This window comes from Cobetia sp. PS-4MA (assembly GCF_057670765.1).
In genome coordinates this window covers 1,091,168-1,106,920 of the sequence record NZ_CM173107.1, presented here as the reverse complement: position 1 = coordinate 1,106,920, position 15,753 = coordinate 1,091,168, and the positions used below count along the sequence as shown (strand labels likewise).

Sequence of the window (15,753 nt, the reverse complement as noted above, 5' to 3'; positions counted from 1 at the left end):
CACCTCGCGTGATGGCCCTGCACGCCGCCTTCTCCGGGCGGCGTGTCGGTTCATGCGTCCGGTGGATCGATGACGGCACGGGTGCCCGTGATGTCTCGTGAGCGATGCTTCGCATTGGCGGGCATTGAGTGCGAGGCGAGTTTTGCGGCATCATGCAGGTATCGAACAGTGTTTGCCTGCCGCCGGGGCAGGCGCCAGTCACCCGGACTTCGCCCTCGTCATTCTCGCCACTCGCCTTCATCCGGCATGGCGCCAACGCGCCCCTTCATTCAGGAGAGACATGCCTCGTCCTCTAGCTGCCTTGCGTCGTCTTGCGCGCCATACCCTGGAAAGACGTGACCCGCCGACACTGTTCGCGCCTGTCACGCGCAGCGTCTCACGGCGGCGACTTCGCGCATGCGAATGCTGTGACCTGGTCGTGGCCCTTCCGGCGCTCAAGACCGGCGAGCGGGCGCGCTGCCCACGCTGTGATCATCTCTTCGCCCAACGCCACGCCCATTCCGTCCAGCGCACCCTGGCACTGGCGACGGCGTGCCTGGTGATGCTGGGGCTGACGCTGCCCTTCGAGTTCATCGCCTTTGCCACCCGCGGCATCTCCGCCAGCCTCAGTCTGGTGGACACGCCAGCGGCGCTGACGGCAGAGTCGTATCCGTCGCTGGCGGTGCTGCTGATTCTGACCATCGTGCTGCTGCCGGCGCTCTACCTGATCGGGGTGATCTACACCCACACGGCCATCGGCCTGAAGGTGGCGTTGCCCGGCATTCGCGGCATTGCCAGAACGCTCAGCCATCTGCGCCCCTGGATGATGGCCGATGTCTTCCTTGTGGGCGTGATGGTGAGTCTGGTCAAGATCGCCGGCATGGCCGATATCAGCTTCGGCCCGTCGTTCTGGGCCTTCTGTGCCTTCGCCCTGCTGATGACCAAGACCCTGGCCAGCATCGACGGTGATCGCATGTGGTTCGCTCTGGCGGGCGAGCCGCCGGCCCCGGAGACAGCCAGACCGGGGCTGGGGGCCGCGCTGCAGGGGCTGGGCAGCTGTCACAGCTGCGGGTTGATCAATGAATGCACGCAGGACCAGCACGTCAACTGCCGGCGCTGCGGCGACCCGGTCCATCAGCGCAAGACACATAGTCTGCAACGCACCTGGGCGTGGTTGATCGCGGCGCTGATACTGTATCTGCCGGCCAACCTCTTCCCGATCATGAGTACCGTGAGTCTGGGCGAGAGCGACCCGCAGACCATCGCCGGCGGTATCGTGGTGCTGTGGTCCCACGGAGACTGGCCCATCGCGATGGTCATCTTCATTGCCAGCATCCTGGTGCCGGCCTCCAAGATGATCGCCATCGCCTGGCTGTGTCTCAGTGCGCAACGCCCGCAGGTCCAGCATGCCCGCGCGCGCGTCACGCTCTATCGCATCACCGAGTACATCGGCCGCTGGTCGATGGTCGACGTCTTCGTGGTGGCGCTGCTGGCGGCATTGATCCAGCTGGGCGCCCTGATGTCAGTGCACCCGGGGCCGGCAGCGCTGTCCTTTGCCAGCGTGGTGGTGCTCACGATGCTGTCCGCCCAGAGCTTTGATCCACGTCTTGTCTGGGATACGCCACAGGAGGCGCGAGTCGCGACCAGCGGCCTTCTCCAGGCAAGCAAGGAACGTGAGGTCTCCCCCGCTTCCTCCCCTATCGATTCACCGTCACAGGATGACCTATGAGTGATGACTCTCGTGCGCGTCGTGAAAGCCGACGCCGTCTTTCGCCGATCTGGATCGTCCCGATCGTGGCATTGCTGATCGGTGCCTGGATGGTGTGGCACAACATCGCCAGCCGTGGCCCGCAGATCACCATCGAGATGGAGACGGCAGAAGGCATCGAGGCCGGCAAGACACTGATCAAGACCCGTAACGTCGAGGTCGGCAAGGTCGAATCCGTACGCCTGTCGGACAACCTCGACAAGACCATCGTCACGGCACGCATGTCCAAGGACAGCGAGCGCATGCTCAATGAGGACACGCGTCTGTGGGTGGTCAAGCCGCGTATCGGACGCGAAGGCATCAGCGGTCTGAATACCGTACTGTCAGGCGCCTACATCCAGCTGCAGCCCGGCGACAGTCGCGAGGAAGCCGACCACTTCGTGGCGCTGGAGCAACCTCCGGTCACGACCCAGGACGCCAAGGGGCTGCGCATCGACCTGACCAGCAATGATGGCAGCGTGCTGTCCGATGGCGACCCCGTGACCTACGAGGGCTTCGTCGTGGGGCGCGTGGAATCCAGCGAGTTCCGCCCCAGCGAGAAGGAAATGCATTACACCCTGTACATCGACTCGCCCTACAACGAGCTGGTGACCTCGACCACGCGCTTCTGGTCCACCAGCGGTGTCAGCCTGCGCCTGGACTCCCAGGGGCTTCAGGTGGACGTGGGGTCACTGGAAAGCGTGCTGAGCGGCGGGGTCGCCTTCGGCATTCCCGAGGACCTGCCGCGTGGCCGCCCTGTGGTGGAGAACACCTCCTTCACCCTGTATTCCGATCAGGAAGAGGCCCGTGAAGGCAGCTTCCATCAGGCCATCGACTACGTGATCATGGTCGACGACACCGTGCGCGGCCTGTCGCGTGGCGCACCGGTAGAATTCCGCGGCGTGCGACTGGGCACGGTGGTCAGCGTGCCCTACCGCCTGACCCATCAGCGGGTACGCACGCTCTCCAGCTTCGAGATTCCCGTGCTGATTCGCATCGAACCGGAACGCCTCGAGGGTCAGGTCGATGATGAAGGCGTCAAGCAGTGGGAGAAGCGACTGGAGCGACTGTTCAAGCGTGGTCTGCGCGCGACGCTCAAGTCCGGCAACCTGCTGACCGGTGCCTTGTTCGTCGACCTGGACTTCTATGACAATCCACCGCCGTACAAGACCGATACCTTCGATGACATCGAGGTCATGCCCAGCGTGTCAGGCGGCCTCGCGCAGATGGAAGCCAAGCTCAATGCGCTGCTCGACAAGCTCAATGGCCTGGACATCGAGCCGGTACTGGGCAGTCTCAACAAGACCCTGTCAGCCTCCGAGAGCCTGGTGAAGCGTCTCGACAAGACCGCCGGCCATGTCGATGCCCTGCTGGGTTCCGATGAGGTACAGAAGCTGCCGAGCGACATCAGCACCAGCCTCGACAACCTCAATCGCACCCTGGATGGCCTGACACCGGAGTCTTCTGCCTATCGCAAGCTGGAGGGAGACCTCGAGCGCCTGGACCGCGTGCTCAAGAAGGCCGAGCCGCTGCTCGACACGCTGGAGAAGAATCCCTCAAGCCTGATCTTCGACAAACCGACGACCCGTGATCCGATTCCGAGGGCCCAATGATGACAACAGCCATGAGTCTCTCGACCCGCACGGCAGCCATGCCGCAAGCGTGCAGCGCGTCTGCCTCACCGCGCACTTCAACGTCGCACAAGGGCCGCTTCGGCGGCCTGATGGCAGGTTTGTTGATGCTCGGCACACTGGCGGGTTGCACGACCGCCGCCACTGGTGGCGCTTACCTGCTGCCACAGACGACACAGACCGCTGCCCAGCGCAGCGTTGCCGCCGATGCACCCCTGCTGGAAGTGATGCCGGTGCAACTGGCCAGCTATCTGGAAGGCGGCAGTCTGGTCTATCAGACGGACGACATCACCCTGGTACAGGCCAGCCAGAACCTGTGGGCCGATGACCTGCAGGACATGCTGACCCGCCAGCTGCTGAACCAGCTGAAAGCCAGCCCCGCCCAGCCGCTGAGCCAGTACCGTATCGCGGATACCAGCCTGAGCGGATTGAAGGGTGCCCGCCTGAGCGTCAGCCTGGATCGCTTCATCGGTCGCCATGATGGCCAGTCCGTCATCACCGGTCGCTGGCGCCTGCGCGGCGTGGATGGCAGCGTGCTGGAGGAAGGCGACATCCAGACGCTGACTCCACTGACGGATGACGGCTATCCGGCACTGGTCAACAGCCTGGGCGAAGGCTGGCGTGTGACCGGCGAGCAGTTGGCACGTGAGATCGCCAAGGCATTGCCGGCCACGGCAGGTGCCAGCTGACGGTCTGACAGGCTGACAGAACGGGGCACGGTATGATGCCCAGAAACCAGAAGACCCCCGACGGATTCCGTCGGGGGTCTTCTGGTCTGGCGACTATTGCGCAGAGCGATCGAGGGAAACGTTTGAGAGAACTCATCGAGCCGCGCCTGTCGACGCTCTTCGTCTACGCCTGACCGCTCGGCTATCTGGCCTCAGCCCTGCTGTGGCAGTACCAGCTCACCGTCACGAATCTCGAAGCGCTCCACGTCCGGCTTGTCTTCAAGACGCACGGTGCGAGTCTCGTCGCCCATGTCGACCTTGACGTCATAACCCACCACCTTGTCGCTGGCATCCTGCACTGTCTCGCAGCGCTGCTCGGTCGTGGTGTAGGTATCGCCCTTCTTCATCTGTCCCTGGATCTGGTTGCCGGCATAGCCCCCCCCCACGGCTCCAGCGGCGGTCAATACCTTCTTGCCGTTGCCACCGCCGAATTGATTGCCCACCACGCCTCCGACGATCGCACCGACGGCCGTGCCGACGACATTGTGGGTATCCTTGCTGGGCGCCTGATGGGTCACGGTCTCGTTGTGGCATACCTGACGCGGGGTGGTCACGGTTTCCGTCACCGCATCCACCGCCACGATATCGGCGTATTCAGGGCCTGAGTTGCTGGCCGTATAGCTGCCGATCGCCACTCCACCACCAATGCCCAGTGCAGCAACGATCGCGCCAATCAGGATGGACTTGTTCATGCGTGTTCTCCTCACCGAATAGTGTTGCAGCCTGGCTCGTCGGCCAGTCAGCCATGCCCCTGGATAACACTTGAGGGGCGTGCCGCTGCGTTCGGAGAGTAATCTAACACTGTTCGATAAACTCGGTAATGTGGCAACTTCACCACCCGGCTGTCTCAAGAAAGCAACAACCAGCCCGATAACGGCGCATCGACGCTAGAAGATGCCGCTATTATGCAGATATTCTAAACAACTGAATATCCGGACCCGATTCGAATGACGCAAGCGGCCAGGCATGCTCAGCCCCCTTCCAGCAGGGATTCAGGTCGTCAGTCCCGCTGCGTCGCGGTGATGGAGACAGCTTCGTCATTGCAGAACTGGACACGAACATCTCCCCACCAGCTGAGCAGGCGGCATGACTGATTGTCGGCGATGGTCTCGCTGACATCACTGGGCTTGCCCAGCAAGGACACCGCCTGAGACTCACTCATGCCTTCCACCAGATAGCCATCATCGATGGCCGAGCGAATCCGGTATTGGCGCTGACTCTCCTGACGGGCCGCCAGAGTCCGCTGCTTTTCGCGCTCGAGACGCTCCGCGGTGGCGTCTTCCTCCAGATCTGCCGGCCCGCCTTGCGCAGCGGGTACCACCGTCAGGGAGTCATCCAGCGCCACCGGCGCATCCCCTTGATGACAGGGCTGCTGCTGCCAGGTGGGGACACCGTCGAGCATGCAGCGATAGATGCTGTTGCCGGCCTTGGCAGCCGTTGGCAGGGCCGGCGCCACAGCTGGCGCGGCGGCACTGGCCTGGCCGGCATTCACATCACCGTCCTGCGTCGTTGTAGGAGCCGCCAGTGTCATCTCTGCCGTCAACAAGGCTGCGGTCATGAACAGGCACTGCCAGAGACGCCCCGCGCGTCCACCACTCGTATCGATCATCAATCTCAATCTCCGGAATACGCAGAAAGGGTCTTGCCACCGGGCTGCCCGGGCACGGCCATGGAAGTGGCGCGACCGTCATCGGGAGCGGTGCGATTCAAGGACGTTTGTAGCCATAGCATCCAGTCCCAGCGACATGGGAGCTACCTTCGCCGTGAGTGTCCTGCTGTCGCGTCTCGCGCTGGGAGCCCTCCACACAGAGACGCATCTCTGACGAGGATGACGCAGGACTCGGCATCGGGGCGGTGGCTTGTGCTGTCGCCGGGATATCGGCCGCGTCGGTCTGGCTGCGGGGTTCATCCAGCATGTCCCAGGCCGTCACCACCCGATTGCGACCGGTACGCTTGGCGCGATACATCGCCTGGTCCGCACGACGGATCAGCTCCGGCAGCAAGGACTCGGCTGCCGTGGCCGGCCCTCCCTGGGCCACGCCGATACTGACCGTGACCCGCAGCAGCTTGCCATTGTTCAATACGAAGGCGCGTCCGTTGATGGACTGCAGCAGCCGGTCGGCCGCGTGTCGCAACCCTTGGCGATCATTGCTGGGGCACAATGCCACGAACTCCTCGCCCCCCTGGCGACAGAGCAGATCACTGCCGCGCAGGTGATGACTCAGACGGCGTGTCAGCTCCACCAGCACATCGTCACCGCTGGCGTGCCCATGCGTGTCATTGATCGTCTTGAAGTGATCCACGTCGATCATCAACACCCCCAGCCCGTCCTCCTGAAGCATGCGTGCGCCCTCCTCCCTGAGCGCAAGCCGCGAGAGGGCCCCCGTCAGCTGATCATGGCGCAATTCCCGCAGATAGCGCTTCTCGCGCCGCTCGGATTCCCACCCCATCTCGATGGCCACCAGGCCGATGAAGGTGACACAGATCACGAGATTGACGATGCTGGCCGTGGCCATGAACTCATAGGAGCCGATGTAGACAGGCCCCGGCAGGGATTGGGCGATCAGATAGAAGATCAGCAGGCCGCCACTGGTCAGGAGACGCGTGATCCGCGCCATCGGCGCGATGCAGATGAAGAAGATCGACAGGATGTGGTAGTACTCGAATCCCGCACCCACGCCGAACTGGTGCTCCCACCATGACGCCTTGAGCGATACCGGCACGACCAGCAGCAGCAACGCGGTCTGCAGGTGTCCCCTGCGATGCAGGATGATGGAAGCCACGGTGAGCAAGGTCCCGACCACCTGGGCGACGACGGGCTGCGGGTAGGGCTGCATGCTGAGCAGGGCGAAATAGCCGATGTGGCAACCCAGCGCACTGATGTAGCACCACATGAACAATTGATAGAGCCCGGCATGCCGCTCAGCCAGCCCTCCTGGAGCCGGCCAACGCCACTTCACCCCAGCCAGACCGGTCCTCTCCCCGGCCCGACGGCGATCAGGTTTCGCCATGATTCCTTCCTCTTTGAACTGACACCTTCCATGTGTCCCGTGTGAGAATCTCATACCGTCTGAATGCTCCCAGTCTACCTCACGTTCGAGTGTGAAACGTGATGGCGACAGTCCATGCGCGTCATTCAAGGCATGCAGGAAAGGGGGCATAACGTGACATAACGTCGCCGTTTGACGCGGGAAAGGCATATGGACGTGCCAAGTCTTCGTTGTTGGCGTTTGCGCCAGGGGCCACATCTCGTAGAAGATTTCAGGCAAGAGTGTGAGTGAGGTGCCATCACCTGCAAATGGCAGCCTGATACTCCTGCATGACAGCCAGCCTGATCACGTCTCGCCGACAGGCGCCGCAATCCGATGCCGCCCACCTCAAATGCCATCCCTCTTCCGCACGATGTCCATCCCCCTCGACATGACCTGGCCGCGCATCGAATGCGGCCCATTATCCGGTGAGGCTGCATGGCGCATCAACCACGGTGGATGCCACGGGGCCGCGCAATGCTCGACGCTCATGCGCGGCGACGCTTGCCTTGGCAGCGCCCTTCGGATTAGGGATGATGAGGGCCATCAGTGATACGCCTGACTGCCGGGCCGGAGCAGCACGACCACAAGGTCCTGCCTCCCGCCACCATCCTTGCCCGTTTCCCCCGCCAGGGGGCAACGGCCTTCATGCAACAAGAGAGTATTCAATGGACGCGACCACTCTGACGCGCGATTTCCACCTGTGGCAGCGTTTCTCCAAGCAGGATCGTCTCGAGCGCGAACACCGTGCTGCCCGTCGCAAGATTGCCGAAGCCGGCACCATGGCGACCCGCATGATTCAGGCCTACCAGAGCATGGCGGCCAAGGGTGCCTCGGAAAACGCCTGCTACCGCACGATCTACAAGCACAAGGATGCCCAGGGGGATGTCCTGGTGCGCGAAGGTTGGCTGAAAGTCCGCCGTATCGTCGCCGAAGGCGGCACTACCCGTCTGCGTGGCACGCTGATCACCACCTTCAGTCTGGCAGATGGCGAGCGGGAGCCTGCCGATGCCGAGGTGGAGAAGCTGACGCTGGAGGTCTATGACGAGATCGTGGCTGGGACTCGCATGAAGCTCGCCTGCAAGGTCGATCGCTGCGATGGTGAGGGTCAGACGGACTTCATCACCTTCCTGGACTCGGTGCGCGGCGACTTGAAAGAGTGGCTGTGATGCCGTGAGCATGCTGGCATCAGGGCTCTGACATGAGGGCTTGGCATAAGGGCTTCGACATGAGGGCTCTGAAACGGAGCCAGCGGCGCATTGTTGCCAATCCGGAACAACAGCTGGGCCTGCTGACACGGTGATGAGCTCACTGCCCTCTGCATGAACAAGGCACGACGTGATTCCTGATCCGGGAGGACGCCGTGCCTTGTCACATCCGGCTGTCATTCAGCGCAGGATCTTTCACACCCCCGCCCCATCAGGCTTTCTCGCCAGTCACTTCGCCTCTGCCCCATCCTGCCGGTCTGCTGCCAGACAGGCGTCTTTCCGCGCGCCAGTCACACGCCCGCCTCTCGAGCGGGGCCTTGCATCAGTGGTTGCGACAACAGCAACAAGCCGTTACTCCCGGTGCAGGAAACTCCCTTGATCAGCGTGACTCTCATCTTGCAGACGCTCATCGTTCATCAAGTATCGGAGTCATTCCATGAATGCCATCGCCCCATCTGCCTATCACACCCTCGAAGTGAAACCGCTTGAACAGGTCACCACCTCACGCCTGCCTCTCCAGCCTCTGGGCGACATCAACATGGACAGCCCCGCCAGCGAACTGCTGACCGATTTCTCGGTGACCGCGGGTCGCAGCATCCAGGGAAGCGCCTCCATCGGTCAGGCGCTGGCGACCATGAAACAGGCAGGCGTGCGTCTTCTGCTGGTGCATGATCACGACGGCACCTTCACCGGCGTCGTCACCTCCCGCGAGCTGCAGGGCGGGCGCGTGGTGATGCGGGCCATGACACGCTTCGATGTGCAGCGTGATGAAGTCACCGTCGACATGGTGCAGGTGCCACGCGCCGAGCTGCACGGCATTGCCCTGTCAGTGCTCAAGCGCGCCAGGGTGGGCGATCTGGTCGAGACCCTGCGTCAGAGCGGAGAATCCCACCTGCTGGTCACGGAAGAGGACAGCGATGGCCACCCCTGCATCCGTGGTTTGATCGCGGCATCTCGTGTCGGGCAGGCCCTCGGGCTCCACCTTGAGCATCCCCCGGAAGCCCGCAGCTTTGCCGACATCTGCCGGGCGGTACTTGGCAAGTACGAATGACATGAGCACTTGGCACCAGACGCCTCAGCCCTTGTCATCAAAGACGCCCATGAATCCAGCGACAGGTTGCATAGATCACTGCGCCAGGGCGCTGGATTCAGGAAATCCTCGACAGGACGGCGTATGATATAGTCGACAGATATCGCTTCAACGCCATCCAACCCGTCTGGCGACCCGCCACTGAAAAGAGGCCAGAAGCTGCCAGAGAGGATTCCCGCCATGCCCTTGAGCTCATTGCGTAATCAACTGTTCAAGCAACGCCACGTCGAGGTGCTTGTCATCAAGCAGATCGACGGCGAACTGTTGCACGTCTGTGGCGTGGGTGTCCTGGAAGGGTCTGGCAGCGTCAACCACAAGCGACGTGAACTGTCCCGCGACAACCACGCCTTCCCGGTGCGCATGCATGAAGGCAACCAGGTCCTTCACCCCCAGGACTTCAATCGTCTGGTGTTGCTGGAAGAGGTACAGCTTCACCCTCGAGGCTGCCGTCCCAGGGAAGCCGTATCGCTGGAGGTGGAGGGCCACCGCTACCGCGTCGCCCATACCCCGATGCGCTGCTGGCACTTCAAGGGCCTGTTGAAGATCGAGCGTACCCAGCAGGGCCTGCTGCTGAGTACCGAGGACATGTCCCTGATTCGTGCCAAGGCGCTGCGTCGTCCCGCTGCCTCGTCGACCAGCAGCGTCTCGCCTGATCGCACGTCGCCGCTTTCCTCATGGCGCAACGGTGACACCAGGTCACGTACCGGGCAGCAAGGGCAGGGAACTGGCACCACGCCACGCAAGACACCGCTTGAGCTCTACCCCGGGGCTCGCGAGCTGGAGCTCGAGCCGAAATACTGAGCCCCTCTCTGCAACCCGCCTTATCTCGCAAGACGCCCAGCCCCTGCTGGGCGTCTTGCGTCGTGGATGCCAGATCGTGAATGGCAGGTCGTTCATTGCAAGGCGTGCCTTGTATCATGGGTATTGCATATTGGTCGGAACCCGCAAGACAGTGCCGGAGGATGACGGTATTCTCGCAGAACTGTCCAAGCGTTCAGGAGGTTCACTGCCCCTGTCCGCCCGCGTATTCATGACTCTCCTTCACTTCAGGATAGGCCTGCCTCATGCGCCGAATGTCCGTCCCGCTGTTTCTGCTCATCCTGATACTGGTCGCCCTCAATCTACGACCGGCGCTGTCCTCGCTGGCTCCCCTGCTGGATCGCATCACGCAGGACCTTGGCCTGAGCACACTGGCCGCCGGCCTGCTGACGACTCTGCCGGTGATATGCCTGGGACTGTTCGCGCCACTGGCACCACGCCTGGCGGGGCGACTGGGGGCGGAGCGTACCTTGAGCCTGGCGCTTGTCACCCTGGGAATCGCCTTGTGGCTGCGTGCCAGCGACCTGACCCTCCTTCTCTATCTGGGGACCTTGCTGTGCGGCGGCAGTATCGGTATCGCGGGCACCCTGTTGCCCGCCATCGTCAAGCGCGAACATCCCGAGCGCGCTGACCTGTTCACCGGTGTCTACACCATGGCGCTATGCCTTGGCGCCGCCCTTGCCGCAGGGCTCAGTGTGCCGCTGGCCAACTGGCTGGACAGCTGGCAGGCCTCTTTGAGCTGCTGGGCATTGCTGGTGGTGATCGCCCTACCGGTCTGGCGTCTGAGCATGCCGCACCCCTGGCCTCGGCGCCTGCCGGCCGGCCAACATGACGCGCCACGCCTGTGGCACCTGCCACTGGCACGACAGATCACCTTCTTCATGGGCTGCCAGTCATCACTGGCGTATATCGTCTTCGGCTGGCTTCCGTTTCTGTTGCAACAACGTGGCTTGAGCGATGTCGAGGCCGGCTGGCTGATGGCCGCCTCGGTGATGGCCCAGGTACTCACTGCCCTGCTGGCGCCGGTGATCGGGCGCATGGGACGGGATCAGCGTCCCGCCATCCTGCTGCTGCTTGCCTGTTCGGCGGTCGGCTTGCTCGGCCTGATGGTCGGCCCGCTGTCACTGCGCTGGCTGTTCGCCGTACTGCTGGGCTTTGGTCAAGGAGGCAGCTTCTCGATGGCGCTGACCTTGCTGGTACTGCGCAGCAACGACGCTCGCCTGGCCGGGGCGCTGTCGGGAATGGCGCAAGGCACCGGCTACATGCTGGCGGCGCTCGGCCCGCTGGCGGTGGGCATACTGCTTGAATTCACCAATGACCTTGACGTGATCGCCTCGCTGTTCGCGCTGATTCTCATCGCCGCCGCAGCGCTGGGTCTCAAGGTCGGGAGACGTCAGCGCATCTGTCTGCGCGATGATGGAAGCCCTGAGGTCATCGACGGCTGAGTCCTCTGCTGCGCATTCTTCATCTCTTCCCTGCCCCGCCGTTTTGCCCAAGCGGTTGCTCGCTCTGGCGTGATGTTCGAGCGTGCGCCCGGCGGGGCCTGTTGACGCGAGCGTCCCGCTCCGGCATTCACACGCTGACGTGCTGATGTCTGCCTGATATCGACCAGACCTGTCATGCACCTCCAAGTGATAGATTCTATCGATTCAACAATTACGATTAATTTATATATTCCGAATGTCTCATTTGGATTATTCCTGCCTGACCCTACCCTCTGAACTCGCGTAGTAAAACAACGTACTTCACGGTACCTACTTCGCGGCACGTACTTCACAACAACAAGCTCACACTCAGAGGTGAAAGCCCATGTCCTGCCCCCGCAACAGACTGTCCTCCTCAGGCTCGGGAGATATCACATGTTGTCATTGATCGGCGTCGCCATCATCGTGGTCGGTCTGGCACTGCGCTTGAACGCTCTGCTGGTGGTCCTGGTGGCAGGCTTTGCCTCGGGACTCGTGGCCGGCATGACACCCACCGAGATCCTCGGCGCCCTCGGCCAGGCCTTTACCGACAACCGCGCCGTGTCACTCTTCATCATCACCCTGCCGGTCATTGGCCTGCTGGAGCGCAATGGCCTGCGTGACCAGGCCGAGCATCTCGTGCAGAAGCTGCGTGCCGCCAGTGCCGGCCGCATCACCCTGAGCTACCTGCTGCTGCGCAAGGTGACCAACGCCTTCGGGCTGCAGCTGGGTGGGCACCCGGCGATGATCCGTCCGCTGGTCGCGCCGATGTCGGTCGGTGCCGCCGAGCGCGACCTCTCCGAGGAAGCCGTGGCCTCCCCCCGCTTCAAGACCCTGAGCCAGCGCATCCGGGTACTCAATGCCGTCAGCGAGAACTTCGGCAACTTCTTCAGTCAGCTGATCTTTGTCGCCTCGGGCGGCTTGCTGCTGATCAAGAGCGTGCTGGACAAGAGCGGCACCAACGTCAGTCTCGCGGACATGGCGCTCTATGCCATTCCTACCGCACTCGTCTCGCTAGTCGTGGTCTTCATCCTGTGTCGCCGGCTGGACAAGCGCATCCAGCAGGAGCATCGACTGCTGCGCGAGGAGTATCCCGCCTCCCCTTTGCAGGCAACCCCCGCGTCAGCCCCTGACAGCTACACCACTCCCGTGACGGAGAGCCACTCATGAGCGGTATCGATGCCCTTTACCTGATCACCGGCTTCGCCGTCATGGTGTTTGCCCTTCTGACCCTGACCGACCGCGACCATCCGCGTCGCCTTGGCACCAGCGCCTTCTGGATGATCTTCGGGATCAGCCTGGCCTTCGGCCAGTGGCTGCCCAATGTCGTGGTCGGCCTCGCCATGCTCGCCATGGCACTGCTGGCCGCCACCGGTCAGCTCGGCTTCGGCAACTACGGACAGCTCAGCGATGAAGCCCGCCAGCAGCGCCGCCAACGCCTGGGGTCTCGGCTGTTCATTCCGGCACTGGTGATTCCCATCGGCACCTTCCTCTACACCCTCACCACCGGGCAGAGCGCACTGGTCGGACTGGGGCTTGCGACCGTGCTGGCGTTTGCCGTTGCCCTGCTGCTGCTGCGTGAGCGCCCCGGCACCGGCATGCAGGAAGGTCGTCGCCTGGCGGATGCCATCGGCTGGGCCGCCATCCTGCCGCAGTTCCTGGCCGCGCTCGGTCTGCTGTTCGATCAGGCCGGTGTCGGCCAGACCATCGCGGGGCTGGTCTCAAGCGTGGTTCCCGATACCAGTCTCATCGCCTGCGTGATCGCCTACTGTGTCGGCATGGCCGTGTTCACCATGCTGATGGGCAACGGCTTCGCCGCCTTCGCCGTCATCACCTCCGGGATCGGCTATCCGCTGGTCATCGCCCTGCATGGTGGCAATCCCGCCATCGTCGGCGTGCTGGGGATGCTGTCGGGCTATTGCGGCACGCTGATGACGCCCATGGCCGCCAATTTCAACATCGTGCCGGCGGCGCTGCTGGAGCTGGATGATCGCTATCACATCATCCGCGCCCAGATCATCCCGGCGCTGGTGATGCTGATGGCCAACATCAGCCTGATGCTGCTGCTGGCCTTCTGATTCGTTCTCATGCTTACCCGCGCATCGATCACCGCCAGCAGTGGCCTGCGGTGATCGATGCCAGTCAAGGAGTCTCCCATGTCCCGTCTGCTTCTCTGTGGTTTCGAGCCCTTCGGCAACGACAGCGTCAATCCGGCACTCAAGATCATCGAGCAGCTGGAGGGTCAGACCCTGGCCCTGCCGAATGGCTCATCGGACAGTGTCGAGATACGCACCTGCCGCGTGCCGGTGACGCGCTACGCCGCGATCGAGAGCGTGGTGGAGGCCATCGAGCGTCACGCCCCCGATACCGTGATCATGCTGGGCCAGGCGAGTGGTCGCAGCGCCATCACACCGGAGCGCGTCGCCATCAATCTGGATGACTACCGCATCAAGGACAATGGCGGACACCAGCCGGTGGATGAACCCATCGAGGTCGCAGGGCCCGATGCCTGCTTCACCACCCTGCCCATCAAGGCGATGGTCAATGATCTTCAGGCAGCGGGTCTGCCGGCCAGCGTCTCCTATACCGCCGGCACCTTCGTCTGCAACCACCTGTTCTACGGCGTGCAACGCCATCTGGCACACAGTCCGATCCGCTCCGGCTTCGTGCATATTCCGGCGCTCCCCGAGCAGAGCCTCGATGGCCGACTGCCGACCATGAGCCTGGAGAGCCTGCTGGAAGGCGTGCGCGTCCTCTGCATCAGCGCCATGACCCATCAGCAGGATGTGCGCATCGGCGGTGGCAACATCAGCTAGCCCTTCCGCCACCACCGCACTCGCTGCTGACCTGGCCATCCCCTTGGCAGCACGTCTCACCCGCCAGCCGGCATGCGTTACAATGCCGGCTTTCCCATTTCTGGCAGGTGGATACGATGACTCCCGAGACACACATCCTGGTGCTGTATACCGGCGGTACGCTGGGCATGGTCGAAAGCGAGCAGGGCCTGGTGCCGGCCGGAGACTTCGATGCGCGTCTGCGAGCAGCGCTGGAGGATCTGCCGCCCAGCCGTCGTGGCCGTCTGCCCGCCTTCACCCTGCGCGAATTCCCGCAACTGATCGACTCCTCCTCGGCGACGCCCGCTGACTGGCAGCAGATCGCGGGCGAGATCGCCGATGCCTATGACAGTTTCGATGGCTTCGTGGTGCTGCAGGGCACCGACACCCTCGCCTGGACGGCGTCAAGCCTCGCCTTCCAGCTCAAGGGCACCGCCCGCCCGGTGATCGTCAGTGGTGCCCAGCTGCCATTGGAGGCCGACGGCAGCGATGCTCTTGCCAATGTCGAACTGGCCCTCACCGCCGCCGCCCAACCGACCCTCAATGAGGTGGTGGTCGCCTTCGGCGGTCAGCTGCTGCGCGGCGTGTGCACCCGCAAGTGGTATACCCAGGATCACCGCGGCTTCACCACTCCCAATGCCCCCCTGCTGGGCGAGTGGGTCGATGACCGCGTGGTGGTCTATCCGGGCCGCCTGATGGATGACCAGGGGCCGGCCTTCGAATTGCCGGATTACGCCTGCCTCGGCCAGGATGCCATCATCCGCCTGCCGCTCTACCCCGGCATCAGCGCCGAGAGCGTACGAGTGCAGTTGCTGCGCAGCGAAGTGAAGGGCGCGGTGCTGGAATTGTGGGGCAGCGGCAATCTGCCGGCGGACGCCGAGCTTCTGGGCGTGCTGGCCGATGCGCGCGGCGAAGGCAAGCTGCTGGCCGGCATCAGCCAGTGTCCGCATGGCCCGGTCAGCATCGGCCACTATGCGGCAGGCGCGGGCCTTGCCACCATCGGGGTACTGTCCGGTGATGACATGACACTGGAGGCCGCCTTCACCAAGCTGCTGCACCTGGTCGCGCTCAATCAGGATGAGGACTGGCAGCGGGAACGCTTCCTGATGCCATGGGTAGGAGAGCGCGCCAGCGGCCTGCTGTAATCAGATACCGCCGTTAGCTTCATGACAACGAAAAGCCCCGACAGGCATGCCTGTCGGGGCTTTTTCATGCAGTGACTCAA

General features: G+C 63.1%; 14 protein-coding genes. 11 read left to right on the top strand and 3 right to left on the bottom strand.

The window, feature by feature from the left end; translation table 11 throughout:
- Window positions 1-280 precede the first annotated feature (280 nt).
- The 3 genes from AC26AR_RS04735 to AC26AR_RS04725 all read left to right on the top strand — a co-directional run bounded on the left by AC26AR_RS04735 (window position 281) and on the right by AC26AR_RS04725 (window position 4,046).
- Entirely contained in the window at window positions 281-1,708 is a 1,428-nt protein-coding gene (locus AC26AR_RS04735; RefSeq protein WP_084209107.1) for a paraquat-inducible protein A, read from the top strand.
- On the top strand, window positions 1,705-3,339 hold the full coding sequence (gene pqiB, locus AC26AR_RS04730; protein WP_488107639.1) for an intermembrane transport protein PqiB: 1,635 nt from the start codon (window positions 1,705-1,707) through the stop codon (window positions 3,337-3,339). The genes AC26AR_RS04735 and pqiB overlap by 4 nt, the downstream gene beginning before the upstream one ends.
- Before the next feature lie 125 nt (window positions 3,340-3,464).
- Window positions 3,465-4,046: a PqiC family protein gene (locus AC26AR_RS04725; protein ID WP_205632708.1), complete on the top strand. Its 582-nt coding sequence runs from the start codon at window positions 3,465-3,467 to the stop codon at window positions 4,044-4,046.
- Window positions 4,047-4,237: 191 nt separating this feature from the next.
- Here AC26AR_RS04725 and AC26AR_RS04720 read toward each other — a convergent pair whose 3' ends face one another.
- The 3 genes from AC26AR_RS04720 to AC26AR_RS04710 all read right to left on the bottom strand — a co-directional run bounded on the left by AC26AR_RS04720 (window position 4,238) and on the right by AC26AR_RS04710 (window position 7,096).
- The gene (locus AC26AR_RS04720) at window positions 4,238-4,777 is read right to left on the bottom strand and encodes a glycine zipper 2TM domain-containing protein (protein WP_488107638.1); all 540 of its coding nucleotides are present in this window, start codon (window positions 4,775-4,777) and stop codon (window positions 4,238-4,240) included.
- A gap of 308 nt (window positions 4,778-5,085) precedes the next feature.
- Window positions 5,086-5,694 (bottom strand): hypothetical protein, encoded by a 609-nt coding sequence (locus tag AC26AR_RS04715; protein WP_488107637.1) that lies wholly within the window; start codon window positions 5,692-5,694, stop codon window positions 5,086-5,088.
- 97 nt (window positions 5,695-5,791) lie between these two features.
- Window positions 5,792-7,096 (bottom strand): GGDEF domain-containing protein, encoded by a 1,305-nt coding sequence (locus tag AC26AR_RS04710; RefSeq protein WP_169477169.1) that lies wholly within the window; start codon window positions 7,094-7,096, stop codon window positions 5,792-5,794.
- 686 nt (window positions 7,097-7,782) lie between these two features.
- On the opposite strand from AC26AR_RS04710, the gene AC26AR_RS04705 reads away from it, so the two are divergent.
- From AC26AR_RS04705 to AC26AR_RS04670, 8 genes are all read left to right on the top strand, one after another.
- On the top strand, window positions 7,783-8,283 hold the full coding sequence (locus tag AC26AR_RS04705) for a hypothetical protein (RefSeq protein ID WP_077372220.1): 501 nt from the start codon (window positions 7,783-7,785) through the stop codon (window positions 8,281-8,283).
- 475 nt (window positions 8,284-8,758) lie between these two features.
- Window positions 8,759-9,373, top strand: coding sequence for a CBS domain-containing protein (locus AC26AR_RS04700; RefSeq protein WP_065392490.1), 615 nt, complete (start codon window positions 8,759-8,761; stop codon window positions 9,371-9,373).
- 219 nt (window positions 9,374-9,592) lie between these two features.
- On the top strand, window positions 9,593-10,213 hold the full coding sequence (locus tag AC26AR_RS04695; protein ID WP_488107636.1) for a hypothetical protein: 621 nt from the start codon (window positions 9,593-9,595) through the stop codon (window positions 10,211-10,213).
- Window positions 10,214-10,476: 263 nt separating this feature from the next.
- Window positions 10,477-11,676 carry an MFS transporter gene (locus AC26AR_RS04690; protein ID WP_176492966.1) on the top strand — a complete coding sequence of 400 codons (1,200 nt, stop codon included), beginning with the start codon at window positions 10,477-10,479 and terminating at the stop codon, window positions 11,674-11,676.
- Between the two features lie 414 nt (window positions 11,677-12,090).
- A complete protein-coding gene (locus tag AC26AR_RS04685; RefSeq protein ID WP_488107635.1) occupies window positions 12,091-12,864 on the top strand; it encodes a DUF969 domain-containing protein in 774 nt (257 codons plus the stop codon).
- A complete protein-coding gene (locus tag AC26AR_RS04680) occupies window positions 12,861-13,772 on the top strand; it encodes a DUF979 domain-containing protein (protein WP_077372207.1) in 912 nt (303 codons plus the stop codon). The genes AC26AR_RS04685 and AC26AR_RS04680 overlap by 4 nt, the downstream gene beginning before the upstream one ends.
- 78 nt (window positions 13,773-13,850) lie before the next feature.
- Entirely contained in the window at window positions 13,851-14,510 is a 660-nt protein-coding gene (pcp, locus tag AC26AR_RS04675) for a pyroglutamyl-peptidase I (RefSeq protein ID WP_488107634.1), read from the top strand.
- Window positions 14,511-14,626: 116 nt separating this feature from the next.
- Window positions 14,627-15,673, top strand: a complete 1,047-nt coding sequence (locus AC26AR_RS04670) for an asparaginase (protein WP_077372200.1) — start codon at window positions 14,627-14,629, stop codon at window positions 15,671-15,673.
- Window positions 15,674-15,753: the final 80 nt, after the last annotated feature.

Coding starts and splice junctions, on each gene's coding strand:
- AC26AR_RS04735 (WP_084209107.1), top strand. CDS start 281: ATGCCTCGTCCTCTAGCTGCCTTGCGTCGTCTTGCGCGCCATACCCTG.
- AC26AR_RS04680 (WP_077372207.1), top strand. CDS start 12,861: ATGAGCGGTATCGATGCCCTTTACCTGATCACCGGCTTCGCCGTCATG.
- AC26AR_RS04720 (WP_488107638.1), bottom strand. CDS start 4,777: ATGAACAAGTCCATCCTGATTGGCGCGATCGTTGCTGCACTGGGCATT.
- AC26AR_RS04685 (WP_488107635.1), top strand. CDS start 12,091: ATGTTGTCATTGATCGGCGTCGCCATCATCGTGGTCGGTCTGGCACTG.
- AC26AR_RS04710 (WP_169477169.1), bottom strand. CDS start 7,096: ATGGCGAAACCTGATCGCCGTCGGGCCGGGGAGAGGACCGGTCTGGCT.
- pcp (WP_488107634.1), top strand. CDS start 13,851: ATGTCCCGTCTGCTTCTCTGTGGTTTCGAGCCCTTCGGCAACGACAGC.
- AC26AR_RS04695 (WP_488107636.1), top strand. CDS start 9,593: ATGCCCTTGAGCTCATTGCGTAATCAACTGTTCAAGCAACGCCACGTC.
- AC26AR_RS04715 (WP_488107637.1), bottom strand. CDS start 5,694: ATGATCGATACGAGTGGTGGACGCGCGGGGCGTCTCTGGCAGTGCCTG.
- AC26AR_RS04705 (WP_077372220.1), top strand. CDS start 7,783: ATGGACGCGACCACTCTGACGCGCGATTTCCACCTGTGGCAGCGTTTC.
- AC26AR_RS04670 (WP_077372200.1), top strand. CDS start 14,627: ATGACTCCCGAGACACACATCCTGGTGCTGTATACCGGCGGTACGCTG.
- AC26AR_RS04725 (WP_205632708.1), top strand. CDS start 3,465: ATGCTCGGCACACTGGCGGGTTGCACGACCGCCGCCACTGGTGGCGCT.
- pqiB (WP_488107639.1), top strand. CDS start 1,705: ATGAGTGATGACTCTCGTGCGCGTCGTGAAAGCCGACGCCGTCTTTCG.
- AC26AR_RS04690 (WP_176492966.1), top strand. CDS start 10,477: ATGCGCCGAATGTCCGTCCCGCTGTTTCTGCTCATCCTGATACTGGTC.
- AC26AR_RS04700 (WP_065392490.1), top strand. CDS start 8,759: ATGAATGCCATCGCCCCATCTGCCTATCACACCCTCGAAGTGAAACCG.